Source organism: Streptomyces sp. NPDC060209 (genome assembly GCF_042728155.1).
In the GTDB taxonomy this organism is placed as follows: domain Bacteria; phylum Actinomycetota; class Actinomycetes; order Streptomycetales; family Streptomycetaceae; genus Streptomyces.
The window spans coordinates 1-16,279 of sequence record NZ_JBHWZS010000195.1 but is presented as its reverse complement, the minus strand read 5'-3'; the positions used below and the strand labels follow the sequence as shown (position 1 = coordinate 16,279).

General features: G+C 69.5%; 15 protein-coding genes and 1 tRNA gene. 5 read left to right on the top strand and 11 right to left on the bottom strand.

The window, feature by feature from the left end; genetic code table 11:
• Window positions 1–13: 13 nt before the first annotated feature.
• Together ACFWFI_RS29450 and ACFWFI_RS29445 are read right to left on the bottom strand one after the other, a co-directional pair.
• Window positions 14–87: transfer RNA gene (locus ACFWFI_RS29450), tRNA-Met, on the bottom strand.
• 42 nt (window positions 88–129) lie between these two features.
• Window positions 130–3,054 (bottom strand): UPF0182 family membrane protein, encoded by a 2,925-nt coding sequence (locus tag ACFWFI_RS29445; RefSeq protein WP_387395869.1) that lies wholly within the window; start codon window positions 3,052–3,054, stop codon window positions 130–132.
• A 127-nt stretch (window positions 3,055–3,181) separates the two neighbouring features.
• On the opposite strand from ACFWFI_RS29445, the gene ACFWFI_RS29440 reads away from it, so the two are divergent.
• Entirely contained in the window at window positions 3,182–3,751 is a 570-nt protein-coding gene (locus ACFWFI_RS29440) for a PPA1309 family protein (protein WP_387395866.1), read from the top strand.
• 27 nt (window positions 3,752–3,778) lie between these two features.
• Here the strand turns inward: ACFWFI_RS29440 and ACFWFI_RS29435 are convergent, their stop codons facing one another.
• The 4 genes from ACFWFI_RS29435 to ACFWFI_RS29420 form a co-directional block, all read right to left on the bottom strand.
• Entirely contained in the window at window positions 3,779–4,885 is a 1,107-nt protein-coding gene (locus tag ACFWFI_RS29435; protein WP_387395863.1) for a YlbL family protein, read from the bottom strand.
• 177 nt (window positions 4,886–5,062) lie between these two features.
• Window positions 5,063–5,233, bottom strand: a complete 171-nt coding sequence (locus tag ACFWFI_RS29430; RefSeq protein WP_383116825.1) for a hypothetical protein — start codon at window positions 5,231–5,233, stop codon at window positions 5,063–5,065.
• A gap of 127 nt (window positions 5,234–5,360) precedes the next feature.
• Entirely contained in the window at window positions 5,361–5,822 is a 462-nt protein-coding gene (locus ACFWFI_RS29425; RefSeq protein ID WP_387395860.1) for a molybdenum cofactor biosynthesis protein MoaE, read from the bottom strand.
• A 106-nt stretch (window positions 5,823–5,928) separates the two neighbouring features.
• The gene (locus ACFWFI_RS29420) at window positions 5,929–7,071 is read right to left on the bottom strand and encodes an SDR family oxidoreductase (protein ID WP_387395857.1); all 1,143 of its coding nucleotides are present in this window, start codon (window positions 7,069–7,071) and stop codon (window positions 5,929–5,931) included.
• A gap of 191 nt (window positions 7,072–7,262) precedes the next feature.
• Between ACFWFI_RS29420 and ACFWFI_RS29415 the strand changes: the two genes are divergently transcribed.
• Together ACFWFI_RS29415 and ACFWFI_RS29410 are read left to right on the top strand one after the other, a co-directional pair.
• Window positions 7,263–8,708: a zinc-dependent metalloprotease gene (locus ACFWFI_RS29415; RefSeq protein WP_387395854.1), complete on the top strand. Its 1,446-nt coding sequence runs from the start codon at window positions 7,263–7,265 to the stop codon at window positions 8,706–8,708.
• On the top strand, window positions 8,705–9,250 hold the full coding sequence (locus ACFWFI_RS29410; protein WP_387395852.1) for an NUDIX hydrolase: 546 nt from the start codon (window positions 8,705–8,707) through the stop codon (window positions 9,248–9,250). Before ACFWFI_RS29415 ends, ACFWFI_RS29410 begins: the two co-directional genes overlap by 4 nt.
• 61 nt (window positions 9,251–9,311) lie before the next feature.
• Here ACFWFI_RS29410 and ACFWFI_RS29405 read toward each other — a convergent pair whose 3' ends face one another.
• The 4 genes from ACFWFI_RS29405 to ACFWFI_RS29390 all read right to left on the bottom strand — a co-directional run bounded on the left by ACFWFI_RS29405 (window position 9,312) and on the right by ACFWFI_RS29390 (window position 13,139).
• Window positions 9,312–10,067 (bottom strand): AIM24 family protein, encoded by a 756-nt coding sequence (locus tag ACFWFI_RS29405; protein WP_387395850.1) that lies wholly within the window; start codon window positions 10,065–10,067, stop codon window positions 9,312–9,314.
• 18 nt (window positions 10,068–10,085) lie between these two features.
• A complete protein-coding gene (locus tag ACFWFI_RS29400) occupies window positions 10,086–10,766 on the bottom strand; it encodes an AIM24 family protein (protein WP_387395848.1) in 681 nt (226 codons plus the stop codon).
• Window positions 10,767–10,777: 11 nt separating this feature from the next.
• Complete coding sequence (locus ACFWFI_RS29395) at window positions 10,778–12,409, bottom strand: TerD family protein (protein ID WP_387395846.1); 1,632 nt, start codon at window positions 12,407–12,409, stop codon at window positions 10,778–10,780.
• Between the two features lie 106 nt (window positions 12,410–12,515).
• On the bottom strand, window positions 12,516–13,139 hold the full coding sequence (locus ACFWFI_RS29390; RefSeq protein WP_387395844.1) for a M48 metallopeptidase family protein: 624 nt from the start codon (window positions 13,137–13,139) through the stop codon (window positions 12,516–12,518).
• A 180-nt stretch (window positions 13,140–13,319) separates the two neighbouring features.
• Here ACFWFI_RS29390 and ACFWFI_RS29385 point away from each other — a divergent pair, with 180 nt between their 5' ends.
• Both ACFWFI_RS29385 and ACFWFI_RS29380 read left to right on the top strand, forming a co-directional pair.
• Window positions 13,320–14,465, top strand: a complete 1,146-nt coding sequence (locus ACFWFI_RS29385) for a ThiF family adenylyltransferase (protein ID WP_387395842.1) — start codon at window positions 13,320–13,322, stop codon at window positions 14,463–14,465.
• Between the two features lie 64 nt (window positions 14,466–14,529).
• Window positions 14,530–15,954: an ABC1 kinase family protein gene (locus tag ACFWFI_RS29380; RefSeq protein WP_387395840.1), complete on the top strand. Its 1,425-nt coding sequence runs from the start codon at window positions 14,530–14,532 to the stop codon at window positions 15,952–15,954.
• A 25-nt stretch (window positions 15,955–15,979) separates the two neighbouring features.
• On the opposite strand, the gene ACFWFI_RS29375 is transcribed toward ACFWFI_RS29380, so the two are convergent.
• The gene (locus ACFWFI_RS29375) at window positions 15,980–16,183 is read right to left on the bottom strand and encodes a hypothetical protein (RefSeq protein WP_387395838.1); all 204 of its coding nucleotides are present in this window, start codon (window positions 16,181–16,183) and stop codon (window positions 15,980–15,982) included.
• Window positions 16,184–16,279: the final 96 nt, after the last annotated feature.

Sequence of the window (16,279 nt, the reverse complement as noted above, 5' to 3'; positions counted from 1 at the left end):
CCTCGGCCTTCAGTAGCGGGGACAGGATTTGAACCTGCGACCTCTGGGTTATGAGCCCAGCGAGCTACCGAGCTGCTCCACCCCGCGTCGTTGTGTTCAAACCGTACCACGACGCGGGGTGGACCTTTCTCAGCTGCCCTGGTCGTCGCCCGCCGGCTTCTCGGCGCCCTCGGTGCCCGAGGAACTGCCGGCCTTGGGCTGAGCCGCCGCAGCCCGCTCGAGCGCCTCCTGCAGGTCCGCCTGGGCCTTGCCGTAGGCCTCCCAGTCCTGCTCCTTCAGAGCGGCCTCGCCGGCCGTGTACGCCTTCTGGGCGTCCGCGATGGCCTTCTTCAGAGCCGCGTCACCGGTGGCCGGCGGCTCCGTGGTGTCACCCGGTGGCTCGGTCGGTTCCGTCGGCGGCGTGGTCGTATCGGAGCCCTCGACCCCGAAGACCGCGTTGAGCGCCTCCCCGAGACTGTTCTCGAAGACGATCTTCGACCCGTACGAGGCGGCCACCTTGCGCAGCAGCGGATAGTTCTGCGTGCCACCGCGCGTGTAGACCGGTTCGATGTAGAGGAACCCTCCGTCGAGCGGCACGGTCAGCAGATTGCCGTACTCGATGTCCGAGTCGGTGCCCTTGAGGTTTCTCACGAACTCGGCGACGTCGTCGTTGCCGTTGAGCTCACTCTGTACCTGGCCCGGCCCCTTGACCGTGGTGGTGACTCTCAACAGCCTTATCGTGCCGTAGTCCTTGCTGGCCGCGTCCGCGTCCACCGCCATGAACGCCCCCAGGTCGGGACGCCCCTTCGGGGTGAACGTCGTGGTCAGCGAGAACTTCTGCGTGTCCTGGCCCGGCATCTTCATGCTCAGGTAGTACGGCGGAACGGCCCCGGGCTCCTTGTTGGTGGGGTCGTCCGGCACCTGCCAGGCGTCACTGCCACTGTAGAACTGCGCGGGATCCTGCACGTGGTAGCGCGTGAGCAGCTCACGCTGGACCTTGAACAGGTCCTGCGGGTAGCGCAGGTGGTCCATCAGGTCCTGCGGGATGTCGTCCTTGGACTTCACGGTCCCGGGGAAGGCCTTGCGCCACGTCTTGAGCACCGGGTCCTCGGTGTCCCACTCGTAGAGCTTCACCTTGCCGTCGTACGCGTCGACGGTGGCCTTCACCGAGTTGCGGATGTAGTTGACCTGGTTCTGCTGGGCGACGACCGCGCGCTGGTTGGTGGTCAGCGAGTCGGCCGTGGTGTCACCGAGCGTCGTACGCGAGGCGTACGGATAGCCGTTGGTCGTGGTGTACGCGTCGACGACCCACTGGATCCGGTTGCCGACGACCGCCGGGTAGGCGTCGCCGTCGATCGTCAGCCAGGGGGCGACCGCCTCGACGCGCTCCTTGGGCGTGCGGTTGTACAGGATCCGCGAACCCTCGCCGATGGCTCCGGAATACAGTATCTGCGGCTCGCTGAAGGACACCGCGTAGGCCGCCCGGTTGAAGGCGTTGGAGAGACTGACCCCGCTGTCACCCTTGTAGCTGGTGGTCTTCTCGCCGTCCTCCTCGTAGTCGAGCTCCTTCTGGGGCCCTCCGACGATGGAGTACTGCTCGGTCTTCTCGCCGTAGTAGATCCGCTGCTCGTACTTCGGCAGCTCACCGGTGGTCGGCAGACCCGACTCGGTGAAGTCCGGGGAGCCCGCCGGGTTGGTGCCCGTCGTGGTGCCCCGGGCCGCGATGGCACCGTAGCCGTGGGTGTACGTGAAGTGGTCGTTGATCCAGTTCCGCTTGGGCAGGCCGTCGAGGTTGAGCTCGCGCAGACCGATGACGGTGTCCTGCTCCTTGCCGTCCTTGCCCTTGTAACGGTCGACGTCCAGCGTCTTGGGGAACTGGTAGTAGTTCCTCTTCTGCTGGAGCTGCTGGAAGGCCGGGGAGACGACGTTCGGGTCCATCACCCGGTAGCTCGCGGCTTCGTTCGCGGACGCGCGGAGCTTGGCCGCGTCCGTCGTCGTGCTCTTGCCGGAGTAGTCGTCCACCTTCGCGTCGTCGATGTCGTAGGCATCACGCGTCGCGTCGATGTTCTTCCGGATGAACGGCGCTTCCTTGGCCTGCTCGTTGGGCTGGACCTGGAACTTCTGCACGATCGCCGGATAGAGGCCGCCGATCAGGATCGCCGACAGCACCATCAGGCCGAAGCCGATGACCGGCAGCTGCCAGGTGCGCCGCCAGAGGGTCGCGAAGAAGAGCACCGCGCAGATGACGGCGATGCAGAACAGAATCGTCTTCGCCGGCAGATAGGCGTTGGCGTCGACGTACCTCAGGCCCGTCCAGTTGTCCGTGGCCTTGAAGTCGCTGGACTTCACGGCCAGGCCGTACCGGTCGAGCCAGTACGCCACGGCCTTCAGCGAGACGAAGATGCCGAGCAGCACGGAGAGGTGACCGGTTGCCGCGCCCGTGGCCCGCGCGCCGGGGCTCGTGACCCGCAGTCCTCCGTAGAGGTAGTGGGTCAGCGCCGCCGCGATCAGCGACAGCACCACCGCGGCGAAGCCGAACCCGAGCAGGAAGCGGTACCACGGCAGGTCGAAGGCGTAGAAGGAGACGTCCAGCTTGAACTGGGGGTCCTTCTGCCCGAACGACACGCCGTTGACGTACATCAGCCACGTACGCCACTGGCCCGACGCGGAGGCGCCGGCGATCAGCCCGACGAGCGCGGTGACCGCGAGCAGCACCCACTTCTTGTACGGGGCGACGCTCATCCGGTAGCGGTCCAGGCTCTGCTGCTCCAGCGACATCGCGCTCAGCGGCGGCCGGAGCCGGTGCGCCAGCCAGATGTTCACACCGATGGCGAGGGCCATCAGCAGTCCGAAGACGAGGAACAGCCCGATCTTGGTCCACAGAGTGGTGGTGAAGACAGACGAAAACGCGACCGACCTGTACCAGAGCCAGTCCGTCCAGAACCCGGCGAACATGACGAAGGCCATGGCGAGAACCGCCAGGACGCCCAATGTCATGAGCAGGGTACGGACGCGCCGGGACGGGCGGCCGACTCTGATCCGTGGCCCGGTCGGGCCTCCGCCGCGGTCCGGCATCTGGAAAGCCAACGTGCGCACCTCGAAGTTCGCGGTCGTGGGAAGCAGGCCCAGCGATCGTAGAGCCCACCTATGCAACTTACTGAGGCTTTACCTAGTTCCCGTTCCCGGGGCAGAAGGAGGCAGGATGTTGAGCATGCCCAACGTTTCCCCCTCAGGCCCTCCGATGGCCGCGAGCCCACTCACCGTCGCCGTCCTCGAAATCGACGCCTATGCCGCAGGTCTCGGCTGGGACCAGCCGGCCAGGCTGTTCGCCCTGGTCGACACCGCCCGGCTGCGCGCCCACGAGCCGGGCCTCGCCGCCCAGCTCGGCCTCGACGACGCCGCTTCCACGACCGCCACTCTCACCCCCGTCGAGCAGGAGGAGCTCCCGGCCGGCACCGCGCTGGACGAGTTCCTCGCCACGATCGCCTGGCCCGACGCCGTGGTCGGCTGCGCCATGACCGTGGAGCGGATGATGCTGCCGCCTTCCGCGGAGGCGTCCGTCCCGGACGGCCTGACCGACACCCAGCTGACCAAGTGGGTCGCCGAGCACCCTGACCGCCAGGAGGTACGGATGACCGTGGCGGTGCTGCGGGACGGGGCACGGGACTCCGCCGTGCGGCTGCGGGAGAAGGACTCCCCCACCGAGGTCCTGACCGGGGCGGGGCTGGTTCCCGGGCTGGCCGAGGCACTCGCGGCCACCTTCGAGTCCTGACCTCTCCGGCGGGGGCCGGGGCCGGCCTCAGCTCGTCGAGCAGCTCGGCAGGCCGGCCGTGTCCCCCGCGCGGATCTTCTCCAGGGACTTCTTGGCGTCGTCGAGGGTCTTCACCCTCACCAGGGTGAGGCCGCTCGGGGTGTCGGACGCGGCGGAGGAGCAGTTGTCGTCCGGGGTCAGGAAGTACTTGGCACCGGCGTCACGCGCGCCGACCAGCTTCATGTTGATCCCGCCGATGGGACCGACCTTGCCGTCGTCGTCGATGGTGCCGGTGCCCGCGATGAACCTGCCGCCCGTCAGCTTTCCGGGCGTCAGCTTGTCGATGATGCCCAGCGAGAACATCAGTCCGGCGCTCGGGCCACCGACATCGGCGAGCTTGATGTCGATCTCGAACGGGAACGTGTGGTCCGTCCCTGCCTGGATCCCGACGATCGCCCGGTCCTCCGAGGGGTTCGAGGGGTCCTCCGGCGCCTTCCGCGTGGTGAGGGTGACGTCGTGGGAGCCCTTGGGCTCCTTGCCCGCCTTCTCGGCGGCGGCCGCGGCCTTCGCGGGGATGACCGTGAACACGACGTCCTCGCCCGGCTTGTGCTTGGTGACGAGCTTCGCGACGTCCTCGGGCTGCTCGACCGCCGTGCCGTCGACGGCCTTGATCACATCGCCCGCGTGCAGCACGCCCTCGGCAGCGCTGTCCTTGACGACCGTGGAGACCACGACACGTGAGGTGACGGGGATCTTCAGCTCCTCCAGGGCGGCGACCTTCGCGCTCTCCTGGGACTGGCTGAACTCCTCGGCGTTCTCCTGCGTCGACTCCTCCTCGGTCTTGCCGTCCGGGTAGAGGGTGTCGTGGGGCACGACCACGCTGTCGTGGGCCAGCCAGCCGTAGACGGCCTCGACGATGTTCATGTCGTAGTCCGCGCCGGTGACACGGACCGTCGTCATGTTGAGGTTCCCGGACGTCGGGTACGTCTTGCGCCCGCTGATGTGCAGAACCGGCTCGCCACGCGCGTCGCCGAGCGTGTTCACGGTCGGACCGGGAGACATCTCCGAATACGGCACGCGGATCAGCACGCCTGCGCAGAGCAGCGCGATCAGGATGAGCGTGGAGGCGAGCATCGTCGCGGTGCGGCGTGGCATGGAACGACAGTACGGGAACGGCCTGTCAGTGCACCGTCGGGGCCGGTCCGTACGAGGCGGACGGCCGGGGGTGGTCCGGACGGGACCGGGAGCATCGCTGGTTCGCTCGCTGCGCGGACTGCGCCTGCGGGGAGCGGGTGCGGTGCGGAATTGGCAACTGCGTACAGTCGCGGAGTCTCAGACGGCCTCGGAACCGGAGTGCGATTTCTCCATCGCTTCACGGAACCTGGCGTAGCCGGCGAGTTCGGTGACATCGCCGGTCGTTCGATCACGGGCTGCCCACCCTCCCCATATCGCCGCGCCGAGAGCGGCTATAAGTGGAATCAACAGCCAAGCGAGTGCTGCCATCACGACCTCCCTACCCCATGAGCGACCGCAACTGACGATCAGAAGATTAACCACCTGCAGGACCAACGCTCACGGCAGGGGTGCGGTTACGCAAATCGGGGCCGATGCCCCCTGGGGCGGTTTGCGCTCAGCAGGCGCCCACCCACTCCTCCGTGCCGTCGGAGAAACGCTGGTGCTTCCAGATCGGGACCTCGTGCTTCAGGTCGTCGATCAGCTTGCGGCAGGCCTCGAAGGCCTCACCCCGATGGGCGCAGGACACGGCGACGACCACCGCCAGATCGCCGACGGCCAGTTCACCCACCCGGTGGACAGCGGCCAGCGCCCGTACCGGGAACTCCGCCACCACCTTCTCGGCCACTCTGCGGAGCTCGTCACCGGCCGTCGGATGGCAGGAGTAGCCGAGGGAGCCGACGTCCTGGCCGTCGTCGTGATTGCGCACCGCGCCGACGAAGAGCACCATGCCTCCTGCGGCGTCGTCGCCGACCGCGCGGAAGATCTCGTCGACGGAGAGCGGTGTGTCACGGATGTCCAGGAGCCGGATGGGATCCTGGGCCGCCTGCTCGCCGGGGTGGTCGTGGGTGCGTGCCATGGGGCCATGGTGCCGCACGGCACCGACATCCCGGAATAGCGTCATCCACCGGTGCCGCGCCCGCCCGCTTGGAGCCTCCTACCAGGCAGGGGATCGGGCGCCCCGTCTAGAAACGGCGGCGCGCCTTGCGGGCCCGTCGGACCAGCGCCGCCGTACCGAGCAGCGCGACGGTGGCGCCCGCGGCACCCGCTGCGGTGGCGTCCTTGCGGCCGAGCCGCCGGCCGGCGACGGTGTGACGCCCCTCCACCTCTTCCAGAAGCGCTGCCAGGACCTCCTCATTGGTCCATCGGGGGCGCCATCCCGCGTCGTGGAGCCGGCTGACGCTGACCACCCAGGGGTGCATGGTGTAGGCGAGATCGCCCGCCGGTGACGGTGTGAGGCCGATCCGGTGCAGCCGGGCCGCGGCGCCGAGAGCGACGGCGGACGGCAGTTCCATCCGGCGTACCCCGGACAGCTCCTCCACCTCCTCCTGCTCGAGCCAGCCGTCGCACCCGACCGCGAACTCTCCCTCGATCTTTTCGAGAGCCGCGTACTCCAGGGCGCTCACCAGGTCGTCGACGTGGCAGAACTGCCAGGCCGGGCGCGAGCCGGCGACGACGAGGAGCCTGGGGGACTCGAAATACCGGGTGAGCGCCGTGTCCGTACCGCCGACCAGGACCGTGGGACGCACCACTGTGACGTTGAGGCCGGGGTGGGCGCGGGGAGCGCGGCGGCCGAGCCTCTCGATCTCCAGCAGGTCACCGACGCCGGTGGCCTCCGCCGTGGCCTTGAGTTCCGCGTCCTCGGAGAGAGGGATGTCGTTGTCGGGCAGTGCGCCGTAGACCATCGCCGAGGTGCACAGCACGACCCTGTGGACGCCCACGGCGGCCGCCGCCGTCAGCACGGTCTGGGTACCGCGCACGTTGTACGCGGTACGGGCGGCGGGGTCGGTCTCCAGGTCGAGGTCGAGTGCCATGTGCACGACGACGTCCGCGCCCCGAAGCTTCTCGGCGATGGCGGGGTCCCGAACGTCCAGGATGTGCCACGTCGCCTCGGAGACGTCCCCCCGGCGCTCGTCGATGGCGATGACCTGCTTGATCTCGTCGGATGCGGCGAGGTGTGCGGTGAGCAGCTCACCGACGCCGGTCGCGGCACCGGTGACCGCGACGACGGGGCCGCGGCTTCGGGAAAGATTTTTCGTGGGCTTGCTTTCGGGCGAGGGGTCGGCCAGGTTTCGCGCTGCGCGAACCTGCGGATCTGGGGAACTCACCGGGCGTCTCCAGCGGTTGTCTTCAGTACGTACCCGAATGACGCGTGCGTACCAGGTGGCGTCCATCCTGCCGCAGGCCGGGAGCCGGCGGAGCACTGAGGCCCCAAGCGGTCTTTGGTGTCTACGCTGGATGGTGATGTCGGGCAGTCGCCGTCGGTTCGCGCCGGCGGCCCTACGAGCCGAGGAAACCCGTGAGTGACACCCCATTCGGATTCGGCCTTCCGCCGGAGGAGCCGGAAGACGGCGACGAGGGCAAGAAGAAGGACCCCACCGGTGGTGGGCAGGGCTCGGGCGGGCCGGCGAACCCGTTCGGCTTCCCCGGCGCGGGCGGGGACAACCCGTTCGCCGCGATGTTCGGCTCGATGAACCCGAACGACCTGGGTGCGGCCTTCCAGCAGCTCGGCCAGATGCTGAGCTACGAGGGCGGCCCGGTCAACTGGGACATGGCCAAGCAGATCGCTCGCCAGACGGTGTCGCAGGGCACCACGGACGGCAGCAAGGACGCGAGCGTCGGCCCCGCGGAGCGGACCTCAGTCGACGAGGCGCTGCGTCTCGCCGACCTCTGGCTGGACGGCGTGACGTCGATGCCCTCGGGTTCCGTCTCGACGGTGGCGTGGAGCCGCGCCGAGTGGGTCGAGGCGTCGTTGCCCGCCTGGCAGCAGCTGGTGGACCCGGTGGCCGAGCGCGTCGGCCTGGCCATGGGGGATGTCCTGCCGGAGGAGATGCAGGCCATGGCAGGCCCGCTCATCGGCATGATGCGGTCCATGGGCGGTGCCATGTTCGGCCAGCAGATCGGGCAGGCCGTGGGCGTGCTCGCCGGCGAGGTCGTCGGCTCGACCGACATCGGCCTCCCGCTGGCGCCGGCAGGCAAGGCCGCGCTGCTCCCGCTGAACGTCGAACGGTTCGGCAAGGACCTGAGCGTGCCGCAGGACGAGGTGCGGCTGTATCTGGCCCTGCGCGAGGCGGCCCACCAGCGGCTCTTCGCCCACGTTCCGTGGCTGCGCTCTCACCTGTTCGGCGCGGTCGAGGCGTATGCGCGCGGCATCAAGGTCGACACCAGCAAGCTCGAGGACGTCGTCGGTCAGTTCGATCCGTCCCAGCCCGAGCAGCTGCAGGACGCTCTTCAGCAGGGCATGTTCCAGCCGGAGGACACCCCGGAGCAGAAGGCGTCGCTGGCCCGCCTTGAGACCGCCCTCGCCCTCGTCGAGGGCTGGGTGGACGCGGTGGTGCACGAGGCCGCGAAGTCCCGCCTGACCTCGGCGGACGCGCTGCGCGAGACGATGCGCAGGCGCCGGGCGTCCGGCGGTCCCGCAGAGCAGACCTTCGCCACGCTCATCGGTCTCCAGCTGCGGCCGCGCCGGCTGCGGGACGCGTCGCGGCTGTGGGCGTCGCTCACGGACGCCCGGGGTGTCGACGGCCGTGACGACCTCTGGGAGCACCCGGACATGCTGCCGACGGCCCATGATCTGGACGACCCGGACGGCTTCGTCCACCACGAGCAGCTGGACTTCTCCGAGCTGGACAAGATGCTCGGCGAGGCGGCCAGCGGCCCGCAGAAGCCTGCCGCCGAGGACCAGGGCAAGGACGAGCCCGGGGACGACCCGAAGAGCGAAGGCAAGGACGACACCGGCCGGTGAGCCTGTACGACGACGCGGTTTCGGTACTCAAGGGCTACGACGGGGCCGACGAGCAGCAGGACGGCCTTCGCCGGACCTACCTGGACCATCTGGCCGTGCATCCCGACGGCATGTGGAAGGCGTGCGGCGCCGGGCATCTGACGGCCAGCGCGCTGGTGATCGATCCGGAGCGCGGCAGGGTCCTGCTGACGCTGCACAGGAAGCTGCGGATGTGGCTGCAGATGGGCGGGCACTGCGAGCCCCAGGACGGCACGCTGGCGGCGGCAGCCCTGCGCGAGGCCACGGAGGAGTCGGGGATCACCGGGCTCGGCCTGCTGTCCGGCGGGCCTGTGCGGCTGGACCGGCATCCCATCCCGGCGCCGTGCCACTGGCACCTCGACGTGCAGTACGCGGCGACGGCATCGGCCGGGGCGGTGGAGCAGATCAGCGAGGAGTCCCTCGATCTGCGCTGGTTCCCCTACGACGAGGTGGCGGCGGTGGCGGACGCCTCGGTGGTGCGACTGCTGGAGAGCACCCGCGAACGGCTGGATCAAGGCCGCTAGGCACCGGTCGAGGGGCGGCCCCGCATGGGGACCGCCCCTCTGCCCTCGGTGACGACCGGGCTCAGTTCCAGGAGTTGTTCTGGTTCTGGTTGTGTGCCCCGTGCTGTCCCACACCGAACTGGGCCGCGGCCCCCTGGCCGATCTGGGCGTTCTGCGGCGGCAGCACCTCACTCGGCTGGACCAGGGCGAACCCTTGGCCCAGGAAGCTGAGCTCCCAGCCCTCCCCCGTGTTGCCACGGCGCCGGAAGACGCCCGTGGAATGGGTCTGGGCCTGCATCTGCACCCTCAGCCCGCTCGACCAGGCGACGATGGCGTCGGCGTCGGCATTGACGTACTTGTCAGGGGTGACCTGCATCATCAGAGGCTGGCCGGAGGTCATCAGCGCGACCTTGCCGTTCCCGGAGATGTTCAGCTGGTACTTGCCGGTGCCGGAGATCCCGTACTGGCTGTCCACCGCGATGACCTCGGTGTGCAGCGAGGAGTCCAGCGCGAGGACGTAGGCGCTGTCGACCGTCATGCCCTCGTGGTCGACGTCGACCACATGGATGTACTGGGCGAGGTTGGCCAGATACACCGTGCCCTGACCCGAGCAGCGCATGAGGTCGAGGCCCTCGCCCGTGTTCCTGCGTGCGCGGCGCTGGCCCTGCGACTGGTACTCCCCGTCGAACTCCATGAGCCCCTGGTAGGCGACCATGGCGCCCTTACGGGCGAGGACGTCGTCGTGGCCGGTCAGCGCGACCCGCAGGAGCTGCGGATTCTGGACGGTGTAGCGGTCCTGCGACTGCTGTTCGGTGTGACTGAAAAGCGGACTCTGCATGATGTGTTCCTCCCCCGCTCAGTTCCGGACCCGCAGGCGGTCCGTACTGTCCTCGCTCGGCTGGACGACGACGATGCCCTGCCCCGAGAAGGCCATCTGGTACGCCTCTCCGCTGCCACGCCCGATGAGCGAGCTCGCCTTGAAGCTGCGCTTGCCCTTCACCTTGAGGTTCGGGGACCACGCGACGAGAGCGTCGGGGTCGACGTACGTCTCGTCCTCGCCCCGGCCGCAGTCGACGACGATCGGTGTGCCGCGCGAGGTGATGGCGACCCAGCCCGTGCCCTGGATGGCGACGTTCCACAGGCCCTGGCCGGCGAACTTGGCCAGCCCCTTGACCCGCTCCACGCCCCAGGTGAGGTGACCGTCGAAGGCGAGGAGGTTGGTCCCGTTCACCGAGAGCGAGTCGTTGTTGAGATTGATGACGACCACATCGGCGCCGTAGTCGGCGAGGTAGAGCAGTCCGTCGCCGGCGCACTTCATCAGGGGCGCACCCTCGCCGGTGATCCACTGCGAGGCGACCTGGCGGACTGCGGGCGGGTTGGGCTCGTACTGGATGAAGCCCTCGTAGGCCACCATCGAGCCGGTGCGCGCGTAGAGGTCCTGGCCGGTGGCCATGGCGACCTTGAGCATCGTGCGGCCGTGGTTCTCCATGCGGGCCGTGACGGGGGTCGGGGCGAAGCCCGCGAGCTGCTGATTCATGACGGGCTCCCTCAGACCTCGTAGGGCTGGACGACGATGAAGTTCCCGGGGGCTCCCCGGAACTGGAGGTTCACGGTCTCGCCGCTGTGCCCCGGGTACGCGTTGCGGCGCAGCCGGACCTGGCTGGAGATGATCACCTGGGAGGCGGACGACCAGGCCACCACGGCGTTGCAGTCGGCGAACGTGGTCGGCGTGACCGGCAGGACGACCGGCACGCCGTGGGTCTTGACGACGACGGTTCCGGTGCCCTGGAACTGCATGGTGAACAGGGCTCCGCCGGGGATCCCGTGCCCTTCGATCCTGCGGACCTCGTACTGAAGGGACTCGTCGAAGGCGAGGACGCTCTCCGCGGAGACGCAGATGCCGTCGCCCTGCAGCTCGATGGGATGCAGATGCGAGCCTTCCTCGGCGAGGAAGACCTGACCGCGGCCGGTACAGCGCATCAGCTGCATTTCCTGGCCCGTCGCGTTACCGACCATACGGCCGGCGAAACCGGCGCCCTTGTAACCGAAGTCGACCTTGCCCTGGTACATCACCATGCTGCCCTGACGGGCCAGCACCGGTGTGCCGCCCATCGTGAGGTCGACGCGCATGAGCTGCTGGTTCTGAGAGGTCCAGCGCTGCCCGGTGGCCGTTTCCTTGTAGGGCTGCAGGGCTGCCTGGAGGCCCGCACCGCCCGCGGGAACACCCTGGGGCACGCCTTGCGGCATCCCGGGAGGCTGCTGACCGAACGGCGCCGTGGGCTGCTGTCCGAACTGGGGAGCGGCCGGGGGCTGCTGACCGAAAGGCGGGGCTGCCGGCGGCTGCTGTCCGTAGGGCGGAGCTGCGGGCGGAGCACCCTGCCCCGGGACCTGGCCGAACTGCGGCTGCTGAGGCGGCTGTCCGTAGGGGGCGGGCGCCTGGGGCGCCGGTGCCATGGGTGCGGCGATGGTGGGCGCGGCGTGCATCGGCTGCTGCGGCGCGGGAGCCGGTGCCGGTGCCGCCGGAGCACCGAACGCGGGTGCGGGCTGCGGTGCCTGGGGGGCGGCCGGAGCACCGAAGGCAGGAGGGGCGGAGGCCTGGGCCGGCGGTGCGAACGAGGGAGCGGCGCCCTGGGACGGTGCGGCGGGAGCTTCCTCGGCGACTTCCCCGCCGAAGTTCTTGAGCAGTGCGTCGAGTCCGCCGTCGAAACCCTGGCCGACCGCGGCGAAGCGCCAGACGTCCTTCAGGTAGAAGTCGCCGAGCATGACCGCGCGCTCGGTGGTGAACTCCGAACCGGTGAAGGCGTACTTCACCACTTCCTCGCCGCCCGCGACGATCCGGATGTATCCGGGGCCGACCTGCGACATCTGTCCGGCACCGTCGAGAGTCGCGGTGAAGGACAGCTTGTGGATGTTCGCCGGAATGCGGTCGAGGGTGACGCGGAACGACTCGGTGTCACCGGCCTGGGCGCCGAGAAGCTGAATGGACTCCTCAGGCGATTTCGGCTGATTGAAGAAGATGAAATACCGGTCGTCGGAGAGCTGCTCATTGGCGTCGAGACCGAAGCAGCTGATGTCGAACGTCAGGCCGGGGCCCGCGATCTGCACACCTACGTACAGATCCGTCCCTGACGTGAGATCACTGATCTTGGCCTTGTGGCCGCGTTGAAATTCCCTGGCCATGCGTAACGACCGTCCCCCATCCCGAAGGTGAATGCGTCGCGTCAGGCTAACCGCAAACCGCGACAATGGGCCAAGCCGGTACAGACCCGGTACACAATCGGCAACGTCACTCTTCGCGAGCGGCAGGCAGATGAGGAAGCCGGTCGGCCGCCACGACCCCTTCGAGATAGCCACGCGCACGCTCGGTACGGGGGTACGTCTCCAGGAGCCGCCAGAAGCGCGGCCCGTGACCGGGAACCAGCAGATGGGCCAACTCGTGGAGGAGGACGTAGTCGAGCACGTACTCCGGCATGCCCTGCAGGCGGTGCGAGAGACGGATGCTGCCCTCGGCCGGGGTGCAGGAGCCCCAGCGGGTGTTCTGATTGGTCACCCATCGTACGGAGGCGGGCCGTGCCCGGCCGCCGAGGTACTGGCCGGAGAGCCTCTCGGCGCGCTCCGAGAGCTCGCTGTCACCGATGACGCGCTTGCTCTCCTGCGCGGCGAGCTTGTCGAGCATCACGCCGACCCAGCGCTGCTCCTCGGCCTCCGACATCCGGGCCGGGATGAGCACGATGGTGCGATCACCTTCCCGGTACGCGGAGACCGTTCTGCTGCGCCGGGTGCTCCTGCGGACCTCGACCGCGCTCGTCACCGATGCGCGGGGCTGCTGGGTGGCTGCGCTGCGCGGTCGGCGTCCGACGCTGCGCGCGGGGGTCTCCCCGGCGAGACCGGGAGAGGAGTCGGCGGGCACGACACGACGTTACCCGCTGGCGGCGGGGGAAGTCCCGCCTCCTCGGCGGTTCGACGTTGATCCACTTCTTGGCTTGCACCATTTGAACGACTAATGCCCCAGCCTGTGGATAACTTTCGGCCCGTTTCGCCGCCACGTTGCATTCTGGCAACGGATCCCGACACCGACCTGGGAGAAGTCATGCATCCGATGCTGAAGCCCGCACTCCGCCGGGCCTGGCGTGGACGGAACACCGTTCAATTCGGTGTGACGCCCGCGCACGCGGTAACGCTGGGGCCGATGGATATCGCCACCGGCAGCTTTCTGGAACTGCTCGACGGAACACGCGGACTTCCTCTGCTCCGCGAAGAGGCCAGGGCCCTTGATCTGTCGGACCGTCACGTGGACATTCTCGTATCCCGCCTTACGGAGGCCGGTCTGCTGGACGATCCGGACGCGGGCGGCCCGGAGGCCGCCGCCTTACGCCGGCGCGCCGAGACCATCGAGCGCCAGCGCCCCGACGCGGCGGCCCTCTCCGTCGTCCATCCGGCGCCAGGCAGCGGGCTGCGCAGGCTCGCTGCCCGGCGCGCGATGCGGGTGCAGGTGCGCGGCGCGGGCAGGGTCGGTGCGGCGATCGCCGCGGTGCTGTCCGGATCAGGGGTGGGCCATGTCGAGGTCCTCGACGGGGGCCGCACCGAACCCTGGGACGTGGCGCCGGGCGGACTCCCGGCTTCGTCGGTCGGGGAGCGCCGGGACACGGCGGCCCGGCAGCTGGTGCGCAGGTCGGCGGCCGGCGGACCTCCACGCTCGGGCGGGGCGAGCGCGTCCGGGGCATGCGGCGAGCCCGCACTGTCCCTGATCGTGGTGGCGCCCAGGGACGGCCTCTCCGTCTACGCCCCCGATCCGGATGTCGCCGCCCCGTGGATCGCTTCGGGTACGCCGCACCTCTACGCGGGAGTGATCGAAGCGACCGGGGTGGTCGGGCCGTTGGTTCTGCCCGGAGGCACCGGCTGTGCGGGCTGCCTTGCATTGCGCCGTGCCGAGGCGGACCCCCAGTGGCCCCGGATGCTCGCGCAGTGGCGGTCCGGGCGGCGCACGTGTGTGCAGGCCTGCGATCTGAGCCTGGCGACAGCGGTGGCCGGGCTCGCCGCGGCCCACGCGCTGTCCTTTCTCGACGGAGAGCTCCCCGCCAGCACGGGGGCACGCTGGGAAGCCGCCATGCCGCTGCTTGACTGGCGGTCGGAGCGGCTGGGGCCGCACCTCGACTGCGTCTGCGGTGCCGCCGGGCACACTGAGGTGGAGCTCACCTCCGCGGCCGGCGCCACGCAGGACACAATGGCCGGGTGACCGCCGCCGACGGAGCGGAGCCGAATACTCACGCGGCACGGCAGTCTGGGAACTGGAGGGGCACATGTCTGATCTTCCCCGGAAGGCGGTCACCCGTACCGCGAAGCTGGCAGCTCTGCCGCTCGGCTTCGCCGGCCGTGCCACATGGGGCCTGGGCAAGCGCATCGGCGGGAAGTCCGCCGAGCTGGTGGCCCGCGAGGTCCAGCAGCGCACGGCCGATCAGCTCTTCAAGGTGCTCGGCGAGTTGAAGGGCGGTGCGATGAAGCTGGGACAGGCGCTGTCCGTCTTCGAATCCGCGCTGCCCGAGGATGTCGCGGGCCCCTACCGTGCGGCACTGACCAAGCTGCAGGAGGCCGCACCGCCCATGCCGACCCGCACCGTTCACGGGGTGCTGGCGGAGCGGCTCGGCGAGGACTGGCGGGAGCTGTTCGCCGAGTTCGAGGACCGGCCCTCCGCCGCGGCCTCGATCGGACAGGTACACCGCGCCGTGTGGCACGACGGACGCGACGTCGCCGTGAAGGTGCAGTACCCGGGCGCCGGCGAGGCGTTGCTGTCGGACCTCACCCAACTCAGCCGCTTCGCACGGCTTTTCGGTCCGCTGGTTCCCGGGATGGACATCAAGCCGCTCATCACGGAGCTGCGCGACCGGGTGTCCGAGGAGCTGGACTACGAGCTGGAGGCCCGGGCCCAGCAGGAGCACGCGGCCGAGTTCGAGGACGATCCGGATGTGGTGATCCCGGCAGTGGTGCACCAGTCCGAGCAGGTGCTGGTCACGGAGTGGATCGAGGGGATCCCGCTGTCGGAGGTGATCGCGGACGGCACGACGGAGCAGCGGGACCGGGCGGGCCAGCTGCTCGCACGATTCCTCTTCTCGGGGCCCGCGCGTACGGGTCTGCTGCACGCGGACCCCCACCCGGGCAACTTCCGACTGCTCCCCCCGGCGGAGGCGGCTTCCGGGGAGGTGGACGGGCTCGACGGAGATTTCGGCCTGTGGCGCCTGGGGGTGCTGGATTTCGGCACGGTGGACCGGCTTCCGGGCGGTCTGCCGCGGACCATCGGTGACGCACTGCGGATGACGCTCGACGGGGACGCCGACGCCGTCTACGCGATGCTGCGCGAGGCCGGTTTCGTCAAGGAGTCGATCGAGCTCGAACCGGACGCCGTGCTCGGCTACCTGCTCCCCATCATCGAGCCCGCGCAGGCGGACGAGTTCACCTTCACCCGCTCCTGGCTGCGCAGCCAGGCCGCCCGGATCGCTGATCCGCGCTCCCCGGCACACCAGTTGGGCAAGCAGCTGAATCTGCCCCCGTCCTACCTGCTGATACACCGCGTGACCCTGAGCACGATCGGGGTGTTGTGCCAGCTGGGCGCGACCGTCCGGCTGCGGGACGAACTGGAGTCCTGGCTGCCGGGGTTCCTCCCGGAGTACGAACCGGACGAGGACGACGCCGAGGACGGCGCCGAGGAGGGCGCGGCGGTCGAGGTGTAGGGGCGGCTCGTCCCTACACCCCCGGTCACCACCACTCGGAGTCGAGCCTGCTCTCGATCGCCCTGATGTGGCTGCGGGCGCAGTCGTCGCAGACGTACTGGCGCCTGCCGTTCTCCACGGAGCAGAGCCACGTCGGAGGTGGGGTGCCCGAAGGCGCGGTGGTGCCGCAACGGGCACACGCCACGTGGCCGGCAACCGGCTCCTCGGGGTGATGGGTCTCCTCGTCCACCTCGCGACGATAACGCCGTGGGCCGGACAGCGCGCGCAGCAACGCACCGCGGGGCCGGCCTGTTCGGGCCGGCCCCCCGGAAGGGGGGGGTGGCCG

Bases quoted from the DNA above. Each gene is read 5' to 3' on its own strand.
- ACFWFI_RS29385 (WP_387395842.1), top strand. From the start codon at position 13,320: ATGCATCCGATGCTGAAGCCCGCACTCCGCCGGGCCTGGCGTGGACGG.
- ACFWFI_RS29395 (WP_387395846.1), bottom strand. From the start codon at position 12,409: ATGGCCAGGGAATTTCAACGCGGCCACAAGGCCAAGATCAGTGATCTC.
- ACFWFI_RS29435 (WP_387395863.1), bottom strand. From the start codon at position 4,885: ATGCCACGCCGCACCGCGACGATGCTCGCCTCCACGCTCATCCTGATC.
- ACFWFI_RS29440 (WP_387395866.1), top strand. From the start codon at position 3,182: ATGTTGAGCATGCCCAACGTTTCCCCCTCAGGCCCTCCGATGGCCGCG.
- ACFWFI_RS29400 (WP_387395848.1), bottom strand. From the start codon at position 10,766: ATGAATCAGCAGCTCGCGGGCTTCGCCCCGACCCCCGTCACGGCCCGC.
- ACFWFI_RS29425 (WP_387395860.1), bottom strand. From the start codon at position 5,822: ATGGCACGCACCCACGACCACCCCGGCGAGCAGGCGGCCCAGGATCCC.
- ACFWFI_RS29405 (WP_387395850.1), bottom strand. From the start codon at position 10,067: ATGCAGAGTCCGCTTTTCAGTCACACCGAACAGCAGTCGCAGGACCGC.
- ACFWFI_RS29380 (WP_387395840.1), top strand. From the start codon at position 14,530: ATGTCTGATCTTCCCCGGAAGGCGGTCACCCGTACCGCGAAGCTGGCA.
- ACFWFI_RS29430 (WP_383116825.1), bottom strand. From the start codon at position 5,233: ATGGCAGCACTCGCTTGGCTGTTGATTCCACTTATAGCCGCTCTCGGC.
- ACFWFI_RS29445 (WP_387395869.1), bottom strand. From the start codon at position 3,054: ATGCCGGACCGCGGCGGAGGCCCGACCGGGCCACGGATCAGAGTCGGC.